Genomic DNA, 18,982 nt, shown 5'->3' on the forward strand with positions numbered 1-18,982 from the left:
TGAACAAGTAAATCATCCTTTTGTTTATTGCAATAAACAAAGGGCTTATCTCCCCGTTATTCTCAAAAGCTTATGAGCAGATAGACGTCTGCAAAAAAAAGCCCAGCTACAGAAACGTAACTGGGCTTAAATTTTATTTTAGTATTTAATTATCTTAGTATTTAGCAGGAACGCCCTTTTCCACTAAGGTGTTTTTAATAAACGTTCTTAAATCATCATTGGCTTCTTTCAAATCAGGCTTTCTCATATAAATCATATGACCTGTTCTATAGCCTTTAAACGACATTCTATTTTGAAATTTACCTGCGGGATCCATTTGCCACAAATTGTACTTAGCATTGAAATAATCGCAAGCACCATCATAGTAACCAGATTGTACCATTACATGTAAATAAGGGTTTTGAGCCATCGCCTGTTGCAAATTCTCTCCTGTATTATTGTCCTTCTGATCCCAAGGAAAAACCGATCCAAATACATTATATTTTACATCTGTCTTATAATTGAGCTCATTGCGAATATAATAATTAATAGCCGGTGTAAAAGAATGTAGCCAAGAAGTAAGCTCTGCATTGTAATCGGGTTTCTCTCCCGCGTCTTGCTTATCTTTTCCCAGATATCTCGAATCCAAACGACCTATGGTTAGTCCTTTATCGCGCAACAATTCCTTCCAAAAAAACCAGGTGGAAATATTAAAATTGTTCTGAAGAATTGTCTTTTCAGTAAGACCCGCATATCGAGCCATATTACGTGCTATTGCTGTTTTACTATCCTGTTCTAAATTACCGCCTCTTGTAATTGCAGGAAGCAGTTCTTTTATCGTAAAGGCTTCTACTTCTGGTAAAAGATCATTCAAATCTCTTTGTTGCAAATCGGCAGGAAGTGCTTTGTGGTACCACGCTGTAGCTGCAAAATAAGGTAACCGCAAAGCTACATCAACAGGTCCCTCGCGTTTTAGTCCTAAATCAGTCGGAGAAACTAAAACAACCCCGTTTAGGTACATCCATTGCGACTCTTGTAGCTCCAAGGCAAGTCCGGAAACACGCGTAGTACCATAGCTCTCTCCTATTAAATATTTGGGAGATTGCCACCTGTTATTTCGCGTAACAAAAGTATTGATCCATGCAGCCAAATATTTTATATCAGCATTTACCCCAAAAAAAACATTCTTATCTGTTTTTTTATCCAAGATACGAGAATAGCCTGTATTTACAGGATTAACATAAACAATATCTGCTACATCTAATATTGAATGTGGGTTATCTTTCATCTCACCATATGGCTGTACAGGATAACCTTCATCATCTAGCGTAAGTATTCTAGGTCCTGTATATCCTATTTCCATCCAAAGAGACGCAGAGCCTGGTCCACCATTAAAAGAAATAACTAACGGCCTATTTGACTTATTCTTTATATCTGACCGCTCATAAAAAGTAAAATTTATAGTAGCAATAGCTTTTCCATCTTCGTCCCATATTGGTTGAGTTCCGATAGTGGCGGTATAAGGAATGTTTACATTATTTATTGCCACCGTATGTTTGGTAGCAATAACAGAATCTGCCGGTGGATCTGGCTGAGCCTTTGAAGAAAAAGTTATGCACAAAAACCCCAAGGCAATAGTATAAAGTTTAATCACCATTTAATCTAATAGTTTAATAATGAACATGAATGTACTTTTATTTCATCGTATCCGAACAACAAATAGTTCGAGGGTATTAAGTATCTATTAAAAACAATTAATATTGTTCTTTTTCGTCTGGGAAATTCTTTGATTTAACATCCGATACAAAGTGCTGTACAGCCCCCTCCATAAGTTCGTGCAAATTTAAATATTGCCGTACGAACTTTGGTTTGAAATTTTTATTCATGCCTAGCAAATCGTGGATAACCAGCACCTGGCCGTCTGTATCTATGCCCGCACCAATTCCTATGGTTGGAATCCGTAAATGTTCTGTTACTTCTTTAGCCAATTTAGCCGGTATCTTTTCAAGCACGACCGAGAAACAGCCTAATTCATGCAATAACTGTGCATCGCTATTTAATTTATGCGCTTCACGAACACCTGTGGCCCTTAACCCATAGCCTCCATAAGCATTTACCGATTGAGGCATTAAACCAAGATGCCCCATAACGGGAATCCCCGCATTGATAATCAGTTCAATGCTTTGCTTTATTTCTACACCACCCTCTAGCTTAAGGGCATGCGCTCCAGTCTCTTTCATTACCCTTATTGCTGCATTCAGCGCATCGTATGGATTCCCCTGATAGGTACCAAATGGCAAATCGACAACGAGCAAAGCTCTTCTTACAGCGCGAGACACACTGGCGGCATGATAAATCATTTGATCGAGTGTTATGGGCAAGGTAGTTTCATATCCTGCCATCACGTTGGCAGCAGAATCTCCAACGAGAATAATGTCTACTCCTGCAGCATCTAATATACTAGCCATTGTATAATCATAGGCAGTTAACACAGATATTTTTTCCCCAGTAGATTTCATCTCTAAGATGCTATTCACTGTAATCCTTTTTACCTCTTTATGTACCGACATCTAGCAAAGGTAATACTTCATAAGTATAATTGGGCACTTTTTATTTACCTTTGCCCTATGTTATCCATCACTGAAGAAAACTATCTTAAAGCGTTGCTGCACATTTCTGAGGATGGCAGCAAACAGCAGGAAGCGGGAACGAATCAAATTGCGGCACAATTAAATGTAAGGCCTGCTACTGCTACTGATATGCTAAAAAAGCTGAAAGAAAAAGGACTTGTTGATTATCAAAAATATGGAAAAGTATCACTTACTGAAATAGGACGCACGCATGCGATCAACGTTGTTCGTAAACACCGTCTCTGGGAAACTTTCTTATATGATAAACTCGAATTCAGCTGGGATGAAGTACATGAAGTAGCGGAACAGCTTGAGCATATTAAATCTGAAAAACTCATTGAACGTTTGGATAAGTATTTAGGTCACCCACAATTTGACCCTCATGGGGATATCATCCCCTCAGCTAAGGGTGAGCTGATTACTGAGCATCGAAAAACCTTGGCAGAAGCACCTCTGAATGGCAAAAAGAAGGTGTATGCTGTAAAAGACAACAGCCCTGAATTTTTGCAATACGTTTCTCAGATTGGTATTGCTATCGGTAACTATATCACGATAAAAAATCGATTTGATTTTGATGGTTCTATGGATGTAGAAATAAATGGAAATCAAGCGACCATCTCTCAAAAAGTGGCGGAAAATATATTTATTAAATAAAATCATAAGGGAGACAACAAGATGTCTCAAATAAAATTTAAAAACAAAAAATTATGTCTACCGACATCAATATAAAAAATAAGAAAGCATATTTCGAATACCATATTCTGGACAAGTACATCGCTGGTGTTCAGCTTTTAGGAACGGAAATAAAATCTATTCGACAATCAAAAGCGAATATCGGGGATGCTTTTTGTGCATTTTTAAACGATGGCTTATATATCAGAAACATGCACATCGCTGAATATTCGCACGGGTCCTTCTATAATCATGAATCAAAGCGAGACAGAAAGTTGCTGTTAACAAAAAAAGAGCTTAACAAATTAAAAATAAAAGGTGAGGAAAAGGGCTTTACGATCATTCCACTTAAAATATTCGTTAGCGATCGGGGTTTTGCAAAAGTTGAAATTGCGCTTGCTCAAGGTAAAAAGGACTTCGATAAACGGGAAACATTAAAAGAAAGGGATACTAAACGAGAGATTTCCCGGGCAATGAAATTTTAATAAATTTCATTGCTTCCGGTATTTGGTAGCCATAAAAAAATGTAAAAGTTTAAGTTCGTAAAAACTTAATCAGTCAGTTACCAAGCTTGATCACCCACTAATGGAACAAAGCGAAATGTATCTAACTCTATTTTTTCATAATCGTGTTCGCCTGTTCTAATAACGGTAACCATTTTTTGCTCTTTCTCGTCTCCAACAGGGATAACTAATATGCCGCCAATGGTTAATTGCTTTAGCATAATTTCCGGCACAAATGGAGCCCCTGCCGTTACTATTATTTTATGATAAGGTGCATACTGCGGTAATCCTTTTGATCCGTCACCAAGAAAAAAATGAGGCCTGTATCCCATATACGGCAATACCTTAATTGTACGATTGTATAAGTTTTCTTGTCTTTCAATAGTAAAAACTTCTGCGCCCAATTCAAGGAGTATACATGTCTGGTATCCGGAACCTGTACCTATTTCCAATACTTTATCTCCTTTTCTTATATGGAGTACTTCGGTTTGATATGCTACCGTATAAGGTTGAGAAATAGTTTGCCCGTCACCAATAGGAAAGGCGATATCTTTATATGCCTGAATCCAAAAAGTCTCATCGAAAAAAAAATGCCTGGGAACTTTAGCTACAGCTTTCAAAACAGCAGGATCTTCAATTCCCCTCTTCTTCAACGTCTCTACCAATTGTTTCCTGGCACCTTTTTCTCGATAATTATCTATAAATTTATACGCCATTTCACATCAAAATTAAGGTTGTTAAATCAATTTGAGAAGTTTAAACAGCATAAAAAAGCTAATCAATTAGTATTTTGAGCTTTATTTTTTACACACCGGTAAGTCATTGCTAGTTTTTTATTAATTTTACCCCATAAGTTATTTGATAATACCTATGCAAAATCAGCCTTAAAGAGGAAAATTTGATGCTGATTTCGAAAAAAAATTTAAAGATCAGATATTGATGAAACGATTACTTAGTCTTCTATTACTCCTTTGTAGCTATATGCTTTCATTTAGCCAGGTAACAAGAATTGATACGCTTTCATATAAACCGATTGTTATTCCTAGCAATGCACAGAAGTCACATTCGTCGGATTTTTTATACTCCATCGCGGTAAGATCTTTTGCTTTAGAACAATTCCCACGAATATTAAACCAAACTGCAAATGAACATTTTTTCTCTTCGGCTTTTAATGGCTTAATGTTCAAATTTAATGACAACCAAATAAGCTATAGAATTTCAGGATCCCATTATAATAATGATGTCTCGATAAATAGTAGTTGTATTAATTGTGAGGACATCAATGGAAAACTTCAAAACACAACTGTTAAAATTGGGTTTGAAAAAAATTTAACCTACACAAGAATACAGCCTTATTTTGGTATTGATTTAGGTTATATTAATCAAAAATATTCGAGTAACGCGGATGCAGTTAATCGCACAATTGACCGAAAAAATGCCGCCCTCGCTTCACCTTTTATTGGAGTGAAATTAAACATTCTACCATCTATCACGGTTTCGGCCGAAAGTAATATGACCATAGCTTATAGCTTTCAAAAGACGGAGAGAAATCAATTTGGTGAAACACCTTCGAGCGATATAACAGATAAAAAGAGTTGGGAATATTTCTTTGCCCCAGTAGGCATTATATCATTACAATTTAATTTTGGGTCTTTGTACTAAACCCTGTTTAACCGCTAATAAGGGTCTACATCCACTTGAACAAAGGCTCCCTTATTGAGCTTATTTGTTTCGAATAAAACTAATATATCTGTTAAAGCAGCTTTAACCTTTTGAATGCTGGTTCCATCACGTTCCACTTTTAGCAACACCGTATTTATATAATAGTTACGTATTCTACTTACCAAGGGTACTTCTGGTCCGAGCACCCTTTGTCCGAAAGCTTCTTTCAGTAAAATGCCAAGTCTGTCTGCACAGGCATGTACTTGCTGTTGCTCTTTATGTTTGATGTCTATCTTGATGAGTCTATAAAATGGCGGGTAGGCATAGTGTTTTCTTTCCTGTGCTTCTGTCATAAACATGCTTTCATAATCATGGTTTACAACTTGCTCAAGTACTCTGTGTTGTGTAGCATAAGCCTGAATAATAACTTTTCCAACGCTAGCTCTCCTGCCGGCTCGACCACTCACTTGTGAGAGCAAGGAAAAACTTCTTTCAAAAGCTCGAAAATCAGGATAATTAATCAAGCTGTCCGCATTTATAATACCGATCACAGTTACTTTACCAAAATCTAAGCCTTTAGCCACCATTTGTGTACCAACCAATACGTTGAATCGCTGTTCATCAAAATCTGCAATAATACGTTCAAAACTATCCTTACCTCTTGTAGAATCTAAGTCAAGGCGACAGATTTTTGCTTCAGGTATAATGAAAGAAAGTTCTTCTTCTATGCGTTCCGTTCCAAAGCCTTTATTCTCAATATGGGTAGAACCACATGCTGGACAAACATTGATAACATCTTCTTTAAAACCGCAATAATGGCAGTGGAGTTTACCGCTGCTCTTATGAAAAGTTAAACTAACGTCACAATTGGTGCATTTAGGTGTATAACCACAAGTGCGACAAATCAGCATCGGCGTATATCCCCTCCTATTTTGGAAAAGAATTACCTGCTCTTTATTTGCAAAGGCGTTTTTAATTTCTTCTAATAATTTGTCGCTAAAATATGATTGCGATGCCTTATTTTTGCCCTGATCTTTTAAGCTTACAATGCTGACATCCGGCAAGACAGAATCACCATAACGTTCTGATAATCTTACGAAACCATATTTCCCTGCTTTTGCATTATAATAGGTTTCAATAGCAGGGGTTGCTGAACCCAGTAACACCTTTGCATTATGCAAATGCCCCAAATAGATCGCTGTGTCGCGTGCATGATAACGTGGTGCAGGGTCAAATTGCTTAAATGAAACTTCGTGCTCTTCATCAACAATCACGAGGCCCAGCTTGTTAAAAGGCAGGAAGACTGCGGACCGAGCGCCCAAAATTACTTTGATCTCACCTTTCAAAACTTTATGCCAAACTTCTGCTCTCTCGTTGTCATTGAATCGAGAGTGATATACGCCTACTTCCGTTCCGAAATGGAGTCTCAACCGATCTACAATCTGCGAGGTCAAAGCAATCTCAGGTAGAAGATACAAAATTGTATCGTTCTTTTTAAGTGTTTCTTCAATTAAACGAATATATAATTGGGTTTTTCCTGATGCGGTGACTCCATGCAACAAAACAACATCTTTTGAAAGAAATTGATTGTTTATACTATTCAATGCGTCTTGTTGTGCATTGCTTAATGTAAAAAAAGTTTCCTCAACAACCTCTTCTCCGTATAAACGACTAACCACTCTTTCTTCAACAATAAAGATTTCCTTATCGATGAGCGATTTCAAAGCTGATTGTCCGCAACCGCTGGCTTCTAACAAATCATTTTTTGCAATACTGCTTTGTTTTTTACTTAGTTGTAAATAGGCTAAAACAGCATCTTGCTGCTTTGGTGCCTTATCTAAACTTTCTAAGAGTAAACGTTTCTCCTCATCAATCTTAAAAATTGAATTCAATAAAATAAAGGCTTTCTTCTTTGGTTTGTACCGTTCGCGAAGCTCTTCTGACACTTTTATTACCCCTTTATTTAATAACGATTTCAAAAGCGGAAAAATCGTCTTCTGCCCTAAAAGCTTAACTACATCACTTATTTTGAGCTCTCCCGCTACTTCTAACGCCTCTATAATTAAGAATTCTTTATCATTTAGCGAAGCTTTATCTACTTCCATATCGTCAACAGCCGTAATTTTCGTTTCAGAAGCAAGTTTTAGCGCCGCGGGTAATGCGGCCTGCATAACCTCTCCAAGCTGGCATAGGTAATACTCCTTTACCCAATCCCATAAACGTAATTGCGTCGAAGTAACTAAAGCAACGTCATCTAATATATCAATGATATACTTAGCTTCATAACGCTCAGGCGCCTTATTAGAGGTTTCATAAATGATGGCAGTATAAATCTTGCTTTTTCCGAACTGCACTATTACTCGCTTGCCTATGGCCACTTTCTCGGCGAGTTCGTTCGGCACTCGATAGGTGTAAGTCTTTGAAATAGCTAATGGTAAAACAACCTCCACAAATAAAGTGACTCTTTCTTGGTGAAACACATTAGCCTGAAATTCTAACATAAATATCTTATTATTTTGACCGCTTATCTACCCTTCAACGTAGCTAAAAACAAACTTGCCCATCCTAAAATAAGAGACAAACCTCCTAAAGGGGTAATAGGTCCTAAAATATGAATATTTGTAATACCTGTTAGCTCTCTGGTTGACAATAAATACAAAGATCCGGAAAATAACAGTATCCCTAGCGTAAAAGCTAGATAAGCTACTATAATGAGTGTGTTTTTTGCTCGTGAGAACGTAGCTAAAAACAGTAATGCGAGTGTATGATAGAACTGGTAATTAACAGCTGTATGCCAATTCTCCAACTGCTGCTCGCTTATTTTTCCAGTGAGGCCGTGTGCCCCAAAGGCCCCTAATACAACCGCGATCAAACCAAAGGTTGCGGCTGTAAGTATAATACGTTTGTTCATTCAGATGGATTAGTTTTAACCGCTAATTTAATAAACCTATTACATTTTCTCTTGGTCGGCGTTAATTTTTTACCTTTGCTTACAGACCATGAGAAAGTTACTGATACTTATAAGCATATTATTTATTGCTGTTATTGTTGCAGCAGTATTATATTTTAGAAGCTTGAGCAACAATAGTCGCTCTTCTAATAATTTTTTAACCAGCATACCTGCAGACGCAACCTTTCTTCTTTCCTTTCAAAATGATAAATCTTTCTATAATATTTTTAGCGACTTTGAAATCTTTGAAGCAATAATAGGCAAAGATGCACAACATGAACTGAACTTTCTTAACAAACAAATATTAAGGAAATCTGATTTTCATGAACAAAGTAATAAACAAACATTGTATTTTTCTTTTCATCCCGACAGAGAAGGAATCAATTGGCTATTAACACTTCCATTAAAAGCCAGAATAAAACCTGAAGACGCCCAGGTAGCACTGGAAAAAGCACTGGCAGGCTTAGGAAAACTAATACCTGACTCCCTAACTTCCTTTGCCTATAAAATTCAACTGCATGAGCTGAAAAAACCTTTTTTTATTGGTTTCAAAGATGGGATTGTTTTCGTAAGCTATAAACAGGAACTTGTAAAAAAATCGCTCGATGATAAGGCCGCTCATTTAACAGCATCTTTCGTTGAAGAATTAGCAAAAAGTGAACATAAAAACAACAATTCAATACTCAATCTGCATCTAAATCACACACAACTTTTTCAAACGATTAATGGCCTCATGCGCACAAAAGCAGGAAATAATCTCCAGCTGCTAGAGGGGCTTAAAGGCATGTCTTCGCTCAATATGAATTTCAAAAGCGATGCACTGATGTTCAGTGGATTGAGTACAATTGAAAATAGTACTCAAAACTATATAGCTATTTATACACATCAAACGGCTACTGAAGGTAACCTGAAACAGATATTGCCGGCCAATACTGCCGCCTATGCTTCTTTCGCCTTTTCAGATTATCCGAAATTCCACAGGGAACTTAACATTTTACTGGAAAGAAGAAAACAACTAAACCGTATACAGGATCAATTAACATTGATCCGTTCCTCCAAAAAAATTGATATAGACAAGGACCTTTTAAACCAATGGAGTAATGAATTCGCCTCTATTGAGCTTAATACGAGGGAAAACATCGGGATAGTTAAATTAAAAGATTCCTTGCATTTTATGGAAGCGATTGGCAAAATAAGCACGGGGGTTTCTGACGAGATTCGCAGGTTCGACAATTCAAATTTGCTGTACTATTCCTTTGGGGATCCGATGCTCCCTTTTCAAAGACCTTACTTCACGGTTGTTAACAATTATATGATTTGTGCAAATACAATAAGTACTTTACAACAGTTTAGGAAACAACATGAACAAAAGGAACTATTGATTAACACTATCCAGTTTCTAGAGTTCAATAAACTCCAAGCAAATAAAACGAATGTATCATTCTATATCAATAACGATAATTCTAAACATACTTTAAGCCGGCAATTAAAACCAGTCTATAAAAAGTCTTATACCGACACAGCTAATTTTGGCTATAAAAATTTCTATGCTTTTTCATTTCAACTGGCAGGATATGACGGTAATTTCTACAGTAATTTAAGCGCTAAATATATTTCTAAAGAAAAAGAAACGAAACAACCCGAGTGGGAAACCAGTCGTCTCAGTAGCGATATAAATATTGCTCCTACAGTATGGAAATATAGTGACAGCACTAACTTTATTGTAACGCAAGATAAAAACAACACCTTGTATGGTTTTACTACTGAAGGAAAAGAAATTTGGAGAACTTCTCTTTCAGGGAAAATACTTGGGGAAATTGTTCAGTTAACTGATCATACAATTTTACTAAACACAGACGAAAGACTTTATAGGTTCAAACCTGACGGTGTACCATACCCTGGGTTCCCCGTAGTCTTTCCTCACAAAGCTAGTTTTAGTTCAACCATTTTTCAAAGCGACGCAAATTATTTTAAAATATTTATTCCTGGCCAACAACATATTTTTGCTTATGACAACAATGGAAAAGAGCTTCCTGAGTGGAAAAATAAAACCGTTAAGGGTAATATCCTATTTGGCTTGAAGACAGCCTTACTTAATGATTTTAATTATATAATTGCATTTACAGAGGAGGGAAATATCTACCTGTTCAATCATAATGCGGGCCTTACATCATTCATTGAGGGCGACTCAAAAGATGAGTATAAAAATGCAATTGGTGTGGAAATCACTCCAGGCAAGCCCGAGATGTCGCGCATTGTCACTACCGATACAAGTGGCATCTTACAAAGCTTCTATTTCGATAAAACAAAAGGTCAAACAAGTTTAGGTAAGTGGCCTAGCACGCATTATTTTGAAACAAAAAACATCCAAGGTGATAGTATAAAAGAGTTTATTATTACCGACAATAAGCAACTATATGTATTTAACAGTCAAGATAGCACCTTATTGTTCAATCATACATTCAATGCAAATTTAACTGCAAGCCCACTATATTTCCCGACAGAAAGTAATCGGTTTATAATAGGAATGGCTACCGATGCTAAGCTTCTGTATGCCTTTGAAGACGATGGCTCTATTATTAAAGGATTTCCGATGGAAGGCCTCCCTGAATTCTATTATGGAAAATTAAAAAATAACGGACACCGTTATATCATTCTCAGTAAAGATGGTCGTAAGCTAACAGCCTATCGAATGGACTAGCTTTTGATTGCGCGTTTAGGAGTTGTAGGGACAAAGTCTTTCAGGTAAAAAGGCTCGAAATATGCTATATCTTCAAATTCCTGCTTGTTGAATCTTGTTAGTGTTTCTGGGATCAAATAGCGTGCAGAATTTTGAAATCCCTTGTATATCTGGATAGAACCGTGCTCGCTAAAAAGATCTGAAAGCTTATTCGCCCCTTCTCCAAACATAATTAATTGATGCTTATTTGCTAAATAGTCAAAAGAATCAGCCTCAATAATACGTGCTGCTGTTGGCTCTATTATGCTCAGATGTGCATCGTAAATAGCCGTATACACTTCCATTCTACGTGCATCGATCATCGGACAGAATAAAGTATTTAGTTCGTTACCACGATCTGATTGTTCAGAAAGAGATGCTTTAAAGCCTTGCATCATGGCATCAAGCGTATTAACTGCTATCAATGGCACATCGAGCGCATAACATATACCCTTCGCAACAGAAACACCTATACGTAATCCGGTATATGACCCTGGACCTTTGCTGACAGAAATGGCGCTTAATTGATTTATGGCTATTTTTGCTTCTAGCAATAGCTCTTCAATAAACACGGTAAGTTTAGAAGCGTGAATATTCGGTTCATCATGATCCCTGTAAGCCGATAAGACCCCATTAATAGTTAATGCTACAGAGCAAACAGGTGTTGCAGTATCTATATGTAAAATATTCATATTGCTTTTTTATTATTCTGACAAATGTTTGCTTGATAAACTACTTAATTTGACGAAATTAGGGAACTGGATCATGCCCATGCCCTCCCCAAGGATGGCAACGACTAATTCTTTTAATAGTTAACCAACCTCCCTTAAACGGACCATGTTTTTTTATTGCCTCTACACCGTATTGTGAACAGGTAGGTGTATATCTACAAGAACCTGGAAATAATGGCGAAATAAGCCATTGATACATCCTTATTAAGAGCAATAGGAAAAAACCTATTGGCCGCTTAATTAACTGTGTCCATATAAACCCTGCTATATTCATGTTGTAGTTTCAATAAGGCATCCCCCATACGTTTATGCATCAACTCATATGGTTCAATTACCTTTCCAATATATTGAATTGCTACCAAAACGTGTGTTTTATTTGTCAACAAAAAAGAATGCAGTGCATCATGTTTTTGTAGTCTATAGGCCTCTCGGATTCTTCTTTTTAGAAGATTACGATCTACAGACTTTTTAAAACGCCGTTTAGAAACAGAAAAAACTACCTGGGCGACCGAAGGAAGATCTTGACTTTTTGTAAAGGTTAAACGGTAAGGGTATAAAATAAAAGAAGAACCACTTTGAAAAAGACCTGTTAAAAGTCGTTTATTACAAAGCCGTTCTTCTTTTTTTAATGTATACTTTACCATATGTACCTAAGCGATATTGCCAATCGAAACCGGTTCAGGCTTCGGGTATAAGCTAGGCACCGGAAAAAATAAACCTATGCTTTATGACGACGCTCGTCAGAAACGCTTAGCCTTTTTCTGCCTTTTGCTCTTCTTGAAGCTAATACTCTACGACCATTAGCGGAAGCCATACGCTCTCTAAAACCATGTTTATTTCTTCTTTTACGCTGCGAAGGTTGAAATGTTCTTTTCATCTGAATTAATTTTATATTTTGCTGCTAACCTGATTAATTACCTTAATACCGATTAACATTGATTAATGCCTTTAAAACAAGAATGCAAAGGTAAGGCTTATTCCTAAATTATCAAACTTATTTTTTAAATTATGTAAGGAATTTATTTCCGCTTGATTTTCCTTATAAACAATTGGCTTAATCTATTCTAAAACCCTCCTACCAGCGTTGTAATAGACGAATATTAAGCCTAATTTGCTTATTTTACCTATCTAATTTCTAAAAGGAGACGCCAGCATCACGAAATGAGTACATATTTAGGAGAAATGAAAGGATCCTTATTTTCCTGAAATAAGGATCCTCTTATTTTTTATAGCAAATATTACGCTTTTGACTTTAGTAAATCCCGAATTTCTGTTAGCAAGGTTTCCTCTTTAGTTGGTGCTGGAGGAGCTGCTGGAGCTTCAACTTTCTTCCTATTTAAACTGTTAATTGCTTTTACCAAAATAAATATGCAGAAAGCAACGATAATAAACTGAATAACAACATTTATAAAATTCCCATAGTTTATTGCTACTTCCGCTACCTCATTAGCAGCATCTGCGGGCTTAATAACATATTTCAAGCTTGTAAAATCAACCCCGCCCGTAAGATATCCTATAGGAGGCATGATAATATCGTCTACTAAAGAAGTGACTATTTTGCCAAATGCAGCACCTATAACAACACCCACTGCGAGATCGATTACATTGCCACGCATGGCAAATTCTTTGAATTCTTTAAATAAGCCCATATTCAAATATTTTTAGTTAAACATTCTTTTGTAACGCTAAAGTAATATTTTTTGTTCGTCAAATTACAAATTTTACAAATAAATAAATAGAATTTACCCATTAAGATATATCTTAATCGTCCAAAAAATCTGTACTTTTGCACCAAAGGCACTATCTTTTAGAGATTTATTTGTAGTGCCTATTTTAATGACACTATGTTAAAACAAAGTTTACAACAAAAATTACTTCAGAAATTATCACCTCAGCAAATACAGTTTATAAAATTGCTGCAGGTACCAACTGTTTCCTTAGATGCGCGGATTAAAGAAGAACTCGAAGAAAATCCCGCCTTGGAGGACATGAGCTTAGCAAATATGAATGAGCCTACAGAAGAATATCCCGACAGAGACCCGGATGAAGATAATTTTAACAGCGACGAACAGAGCAGCGAGGGAGACGAATTTAACGTAGATGATTATTTGCAAGACGAAGATGTAAGTGATTATGGCGGAAGTTTAAACAACAATTCCGATGATGAAGAGGATAGAAAGGAGATGCCAATTGCTATTCAAGATTCCTTTTTCGAAAACCTACAACAACAACTTGACCTCTTAGCTTTAAATGATAAGGACTTTTTAATCGGACAGCAGCTAATTGGAAGTTTGGATGACGACGGATATCTTAGGAGGCCCATCTTGTCGTTAATAGACGATTTAGCTTTTTCTCAAAACGTAATAGCTACCGAAGAAGAGGTTGAAGATATTTTAAAGATTATTCAAACATTTGATCCAGCGGGTGTAGGTGCTCGAGATCTTCAAGAATGTTTACTTATCCAGCTCAGAAAAAAGGACCATGACAATCCTATAATTAAAGCGGCCATACTGGTTGTTGAAAACTACCTTGAAGAGTTTACCCGTAAACATTATGATAAACTTGAAAGGAGCCTGAATATCGACTCTGATGAATTAAAAAAAATCATTGATGAGATATTAAAGCTAAACCCTAAACCTGGAGATGCTGGTTCTGTTACTGGTAAACAGCTGCATATTATACCTGATTTTCACATCAGTAATAACGACGGAATTCTTGTGCTAACCTTAAACGCTCAAAATGCTCCAGAATTAAGAGTGAGTCGCTCCTATCAGGAAATGTTTGACCATTATGACAAAACGGCGCAAAAGGACAAGAAGATGAAAGAAGCGGTGCAATTTGTTAAACAAAAGCTGGATTCTGCTAAGTGGTTTATAGATGCCATAAAACAACGGCAACAAACGCTATTAAAAACGATGAATGCCATCATGAATTATCAGTACACTTATTTTTTGACCGGCGATGAGCGAAACTTAAGACCAATGATTCTGAAAGATATAGCAGATAAGATCGATATGGACATATCTACCGTATCTCGCGTTGCAAACTCAAAATATGTACAAACTGAATTCGGGACATTTTTATTAAAATCTTTTTTCTCTGAAGCTATTCAAACAGATAGTGGCGAGGAGGTTTCAAACAAAGAAGTAAAGAAAATTCTCGAAGAATGTATTGGTAATGAAGATAAGCGGAAACCATTAGCAGACGAAAAACTAACAGAAATACTAAAAGAAAAGGGTTATACGATCGCTCGTAGAACAGTAGCAAAATATCGGGAAGCGATGAACATTCCAGTTGCGAGATTACGTAAGAAGCTTTAAGATAATAATAAAGTAAATTACGCTGTAATAACCGAAGAATTTACAATAATGTCAAAAGTAAAAATAGGAACAGTACAAATGAGCTGTGTGGCCGACAAGCCCACGAACTTAGCAAAAGCCATTGAACAGGTGAAGGAAGCGGCAAAAAAGGGGGCTCAAATTATTTGCCTTCAAGAACTTTTCACTTCTCTTTATTTTTGCGACGAGGAGAACTATGATAATTTTGCCTTAGCGGAGTCAATCCCCGGGCCTTCTACAGACGCATTAAGTAACGTTGCAGCTGAATTCAACGTAGTTATTGTTGCTTCTTTGTTTGAAAAGAGGGCACAAGGGCTTTATCACAACACCACTGCAGTTCTTGATGCGGATGGAACTTATTTAGGAAAATACCGCAAAATGCATATCCCTGATGATCCTGGCTTTTACGAAAAATTTTACTTTACCCCCGGTGATTTAGGCTATAAAATTTTCAAAACTAAGTACGCCTCTATTGGCGTATTAATTTGCTGGGATCAATGGTATCCTGAAGCAGCAAGGATAACAGCTTTAATGGGTGCTGAATTACTTTTCTATCCAACCGCAATTGGATGGGCTGTAACGCAGGATGCCGGAACAAACACCGAGCAATACAATGCATGGCAAACTATCCAGCGTTCTCATGCAATAGCCAATGGCATTCCCGTTGTATCTGTTAATCGCGTTGGTGAGGAAGCAGGCGTGCGTTTTTGGGGAGGATCATTTATCTCGAATCCTTTTGGCTCACTCATTTATAAAGCTTCTCATGATCAGGAAGAAACTGTGGTTACGGATGTAGACCTTAATCAATCAGATTATTATCGTTCACATTGGCCCTTTCTGAGAGATAGAAGAATAGATAGTTATCACCCTATCACCAAAAGATTTATTGACGGCGATTAACGCTTCTATTATGATGAATTTTCCAAAGAATGAAGGATATTTTTTTCCGGCAGAATGGCATAAGCACCGAGCTACCTGGCTGAGCTGGCCGCATAAAGAGGCTAGTTGGCCTGGTAAGTTAAGCAGCATTTATCAGCCTTATTGTCAATTTATCAAAGCTATATCAGCGGGTGAAATGGTCTGTATCAATATACTAAATGAAAAATTGAAGCAGGAAGCAGTTTATCATCTTACCGAAGCGGGCGTAAATCTACAACAGATCGTATTCTACGATCATCCTACAGATGATGCCTGGTGTAGAGATCATGGCCCGGCATTTCTTATTAATCCTAGCAGCAATATTCCTAAGGTAATAATAGATTGGGGTTACAATGCCTGGGGTAATAAATACCCTCCCTATGCGCTCGATGATAATATTCCAACACTAGTAGGGAAAGCACTTAATCAACCCGTTTTTTATCCAAACATCATTATGGAAGGAGGTTCTGTTGATTTTAATGGGGCGGGCTCAGTGCTAACGACAACATCCTGCTTACTAAATCCGAATAGAAACCCACACCTTAAACAGCATCAAATTGAAGCGCATCTATACAACTATTACGGTGTTGAACAAGTGTTATGGCTAGGTGATGGAATAGTCGGAGATGACACGGATGGTCACATAGATGATATTACGCGCTTTATAAATGAAACAACAGTTGTGACTGTTATAGAAGAGAATAAGAACGATGAAAACTATGCGCCTCTATTAGACAATCTAAATTTATTAAAAGAAATGCGTCTGCTGAACGGTAAACAACTGGATATTATCGAATTACCGATGCCAGCAGCAGTCGTTCATGAAGGGCAAAGGCTACCGGCTTCTTATGCAAACTTTTATATTAGCAACGCAGCGGTAGTAGTACCAACTTACAGAGATAAAAACGATCAAAAGGCGCTAGACATTTTAACCGATTGCTTCCCTTCTAGAAAGGTAATCGGAATTGATAGTACAGATATTATCTGGGGTTTAGGCAGTTGGCATTGTTTAAGTCAACAAGAACCTGAAATTTAACATACAAATGATCATGTACAATGAAAAGACGTAATTTCTTAAAAGCATCTTCTGTCACACTGACTGCTGTGACACTAGCACCGGTTATAACGCAAGCAAATTTGATAACTCCAAATACAGATACAGTGAAAAAAAACGAATTTATCTCCCACTATGTTTTATTCTGGCTGAAGCCAGATGTAACTGAAAACGACATCACCAATTTTACCGGATTCTTTGAAGAACTGAGAAAGGTACCCAATGTAAAATCACTCCATTATGGAAGAGCTGCCAATAGCACCCCTCGAGATGTAGTAGACAATAGTTTTACTTATACCCTATTAGTATATTTTGACAACTTAGAAGATTTGGAAACCTATGGCACGCACCCTATACATCTACAGGCCATAGAAAAATACAGCAAGTATTGGAATAAGGTTGTGGTGCACGACGCACTCCTTAAATAGCATAGATAATTTTTGCTGAATATGATAATTTTTACGTACCTTTGTCCCTCGTGAAAATTGAAGTAATTGGCTTCATCCCTCAGGCGAATTTTTCCGGATTTTTTTCGGCGCACCCATTATTTTTCATGTATTCAAGAAAATTACCGGCCTCAAGGGGCCGTTTGTTTTATATGGGAGGATTTCAACAAAGTGCAACACATAAAATCAGTATATAAGAAATGAGTAACTACACCAAACTGCCTGCAATTTTACTTCTAGAAGATGGCACAGTTTATCATGGTAAAGCTGCCGGAAAAATAGGCACCACTACTGGCGAAATATGCTTCAACACAGGTATGACCGGTTATCAGGAAATTTTTACTGACCCATCTTACTTTGGTCAAATCATGGTAACTACCAATGCCCACATTGGTAACTACGGCACATCAGAAGAAGAAATAGAGTCACATAATATACAAATTGCCGGACTTGTTTGTAAAAACTACAGTGTTCCATTCAGCCGTAAAATGGCGGATAATTCTATTCAAAATTACTTTGAAAAGGGCAGTTTAGTTGGTATATCTGACGTTGATACCCGCTCTCTTGTAAGGCACATTCGCCATAAAGGGGCGATGAATGCTATTATATCTTCTGAAACATTAGATATTGAACAATTAAAGGCGCAGTTGAAGGAGGTGCCATCCATGGATGGCTTGGAGCTTTCATCAAAAGTAAGCACCGAACACGCTTATTATTTCGGTAATGAACAAGCTCGTTTTAGAGTTGCTGTTCTTGATCTTGGTGTTAAGAAAAATATACTGCGTAACTTTAGCGATAGAGATGTATATGTCAAAGTATTCCCGGCGAAAACTACATTTGCAGAAATGGAGCACTGGACGCCTGACGGCTACTTTATTTCTAATGGCCCAGGAGATCCTTCTGCGATGCCTTATGCATTAGAAACGGTAAAGGAAATATTGAAATCGAACAAACCTATGTTCGGAATATGTTTAGGCCACCAGTTATTGGCTTTAGCAAACGATATAAGAACCGAAAAAATGTTTAACGGACACAGGGGAATCAACCATCCAGTGAAAAACATTATTGCTGACAGCTGTGAGATAACCAGTCAAAATCATGGTTTTGGCGTGGTAGGTGATGATGTTAAAAAATCTGAAACAGTTGAAATTACGCATATAAATCTCAATGATAAATCAATAGAAGGAATACGAGTTAAAGGTAAAAGGGCATTTTCTGTCCAGTATCACCCAGAATCCTCACCTGGCCCACATGATTCTAGATACTTATTTGACGATTTTACCGCCATGCTTACAGCTTAAATTTTCAAACATTTTGCTTGTTATAATTTTGTTATTTAGCTGTAAAAGAATATATTTGAAGTAGAATTAGACTTCGTGT

At 37.0% G+C, this 18,982-nt stretch carries 19 protein-coding genes; 9 read left to right on the forward strand and 10 right to left on the reverse strand.

The window, feature by feature from the left end; translation table 11 throughout:
• Nucleotides 1–154 precede the first annotated feature (154 nt).
• Both BMY50_RS25415 and panB read right to left on the reverse strand, forming a co-directional pair.
• Nucleotides 155–1,636, reverse strand: a complete 1,482-nt coding sequence (locus BMY50_RS25415; RefSeq protein WP_093331603.1) for a S10 family peptidase — start codon at nucleotides 1,634–1,636, stop codon at nucleotides 155–157.
• A 97-nt stretch (nucleotides 1,637–1,733) separates the two neighbouring features.
• Nucleotides 1,734–2,549 (reverse strand): 3-methyl-2-oxobutanoate hydroxymethyltransferase, encoded by an 816-nt coding sequence (gene panB, locus BMY50_RS25420; RefSeq protein ID WP_093331607.1) that lies wholly within the window; start codon nucleotides 2,547–2,549, stop codon nucleotides 1,734–1,736.
• 57 nt (nucleotides 2,550–2,606) lie between these two features.
• Here panB and BMY50_RS25425 point away from each other — a divergent pair, with 57 nt between their 5' ends.
• Together BMY50_RS25425 and smpB are read left to right on the forward strand one after the other, a co-directional pair.
• Entirely contained in the window at nucleotides 2,607–3,263 is a 657-nt protein-coding gene (locus BMY50_RS25425) for a metal-dependent transcriptional regulator (protein WP_093331612.1), read from the forward strand.
• 53 nt (nucleotides 3,264–3,316) lie between these two features.
• Nucleotides 3,317–3,766 (forward strand): SsrA-binding protein SmpB, encoded by a 450-nt coding sequence (gene smpB, locus BMY50_RS25430; RefSeq protein ID WP_093331618.1) that lies wholly within the window; start codon nucleotides 3,317–3,319, stop codon nucleotides 3,764–3,766.
• A 77-nt stretch (nucleotides 3,767–3,843) separates the two neighbouring features.
• Here smpB and BMY50_RS25435 read toward each other — a convergent pair whose 3' ends face one another.
• Complete coding sequence (locus BMY50_RS25435; RefSeq protein WP_093331623.1) at nucleotides 3,844–4,500, reverse strand: protein-L-isoaspartate(D-aspartate) O-methyltransferase; 657 nt, start codon at nucleotides 4,498–4,500, stop codon at nucleotides 3,844–3,846.
• Between the two features lie 223 nt (nucleotides 4,501–4,723).
• Between BMY50_RS25435 and BMY50_RS25440 the strand changes: the two genes are divergently transcribed.
• Nucleotides 4,724–5,446 (forward strand): hypothetical protein, encoded by a 723-nt coding sequence (locus BMY50_RS25440; RefSeq protein WP_139202332.1) that lies wholly within the window; start codon nucleotides 4,724–4,726, stop codon nucleotides 5,444–5,446.
• 14 nt (nucleotides 5,447–5,460) lie between these two features.
• Here BMY50_RS25440 and priA read toward each other — a convergent pair whose 3' ends face one another.
• The gene (gene priA, locus BMY50_RS25445; RefSeq protein ID WP_093331631.1) at nucleotides 5,461–7,947 is read right to left on the reverse strand and encodes a replication restart helicase PriA; all 2,487 of its coding nucleotides are present in this window, start codon (nucleotides 7,945–7,947) and stop codon (nucleotides 5,461–5,463) included.
• 23 nt (nucleotides 7,948–7,970) lie between these two features.
• Nucleotides 7,971–8,357 (reverse strand): DUF423 domain-containing protein, encoded by a 387-nt coding sequence (locus BMY50_RS25450; RefSeq protein WP_093331634.1) that lies wholly within the window; start codon nucleotides 8,355–8,357, stop codon nucleotides 7,971–7,973.
• A gap of 88 nt (nucleotides 8,358–8,445) precedes the next feature.
• Between BMY50_RS25450 and BMY50_RS25455 the strand changes: the two genes are divergently transcribed.
• The gene (locus BMY50_RS25455; RefSeq protein ID WP_093331637.1) at nucleotides 8,446–11,097 is read left to right on the forward strand and encodes a PQQ-binding-like beta-propeller repeat protein; all 2,652 of its coding nucleotides are present in this window, start codon (nucleotides 8,446–8,448) and stop codon (nucleotides 11,095–11,097) included.
• Here the strand turns inward: BMY50_RS25455 and tsaB are convergent.
• From tsaB to mscL, 5 genes are all read right to left on the reverse strand, one after another.
• Nucleotides 11,094–11,807, reverse strand: a complete 714-nt coding sequence (gene tsaB / locus BMY50_RS25460) for a tRNA (adenosine(37)-N6)-threonylcarbamoyltransferase complex dimerization subunit type 1 TsaB (protein ID WP_093331641.1) — start codon at nucleotides 11,805–11,807, stop codon at nucleotides 11,094–11,096. The genes BMY50_RS25455 and tsaB overlap by 4 nt on opposite strands.
• Nucleotides 11,808–11,865: 58 nt before the next feature.
• Nucleotides 11,866–12,120: a membrane protein insertion efficiency factor YidD gene (gene yidD, locus BMY50_RS25465; RefSeq protein ID WP_093331646.1), complete on the reverse strand. Its 255-nt coding sequence runs from the start codon at nucleotides 12,118–12,120 to the stop codon at nucleotides 11,866–11,868.
• Nucleotides 12,083–12,490, reverse strand: a complete 408-nt coding sequence (locus BMY50_RS25470) for a ribonuclease P protein component (RefSeq protein ID WP_093331650.1) — start codon at nucleotides 12,488–12,490, stop codon at nucleotides 12,083–12,085. Before BMY50_RS25470 ends, yidD begins: the two co-directional genes overlap by 38 nt.
• A 74-nt stretch (nucleotides 12,491–12,564) precedes the next feature.
• Nucleotides 12,565–12,723 carry a 50S ribosomal protein L34 gene (rpmH, locus tag BMY50_RS25475; RefSeq protein WP_093331654.1) on the reverse strand — a complete coding sequence of 53 codons (159 nt, stop codon included), beginning with the start codon at nucleotides 12,721–12,723 and terminating at the stop codon, nucleotides 12,565–12,567.
• Between the two features lie 361 nt (nucleotides 12,724–13,084).
• Entirely contained in the window at nucleotides 13,085–13,495 is a 411-nt protein-coding gene (mscL, locus tag BMY50_RS25480; RefSeq protein WP_093331657.1) for a large-conductance mechanosensitive channel protein MscL, read from the reverse strand.
• Nucleotides 13,496–13,690: 195 nt separating this feature from the next.
• On the opposite strand from mscL, the gene rpoN reads away from it, so the two are divergent.
• The 5 genes from rpoN (at nucleotide 13,691) to carA (ending at nucleotide 18,903) form a co-directional block, all read left to right on the forward strand.
• Nucleotides 13,691–15,166 (forward strand): RNA polymerase factor sigma-54, encoded by a 1,476-nt coding sequence (rpoN, locus tag BMY50_RS25485; protein ID WP_093331664.1) that lies wholly within the window; start codon nucleotides 13,691–13,693, stop codon nucleotides 15,164–15,166.
• Between the two features lie 48 nt (nucleotides 15,167–15,214).
• Nucleotides 15,215–16,084: a carbon-nitrogen hydrolase gene (locus BMY50_RS25490; RefSeq protein ID WP_093331671.1), complete on the forward strand. Its 870-nt coding sequence runs from the start codon at nucleotides 15,215–15,217 to the stop codon at nucleotides 16,082–16,084.
• A 13-nt stretch (nucleotides 16,085–16,097) separates the two neighbouring features.
• Nucleotides 16,098–17,138 (forward strand): agmatine deiminase family protein, encoded by a 1,041-nt coding sequence (locus BMY50_RS25495; RefSeq protein ID WP_093331791.1) that lies wholly within the window; start codon nucleotides 16,098–16,100, stop codon nucleotides 17,136–17,138.
• 20 nt (nucleotides 17,139–17,158) lie between these two features.
• On the forward strand, nucleotides 17,159–17,584 hold the full coding sequence (locus BMY50_RS25500) for a Dabb family protein (RefSeq protein WP_093331676.1): 426 nt from the start codon (nucleotides 17,159–17,161) through the stop codon (nucleotides 17,582–17,584).
• A gap of 218 nt (nucleotides 17,585–17,802) precedes the next feature.
• Entirely contained in the window at nucleotides 17,803–18,903 is a 1,101-nt protein-coding gene (gene carA / locus BMY50_RS25505) for a glutamine-hydrolyzing carbamoyl-phosphate synthase small subunit (protein ID WP_093331680.1), read from the forward strand.
• Nucleotides 18,904–18,982: the final 79 nt, after the last annotated feature.

Origin of the sequence: Olivibacter domesticus (assembly GCF_900109575.1) — a bacterium.
Classification (GTDB): domain Bacteria; phylum Bacteroidota; class Bacteroidia; order Sphingobacteriales; family Sphingobacteriaceae; genus Olivibacter; species Olivibacter domesticus.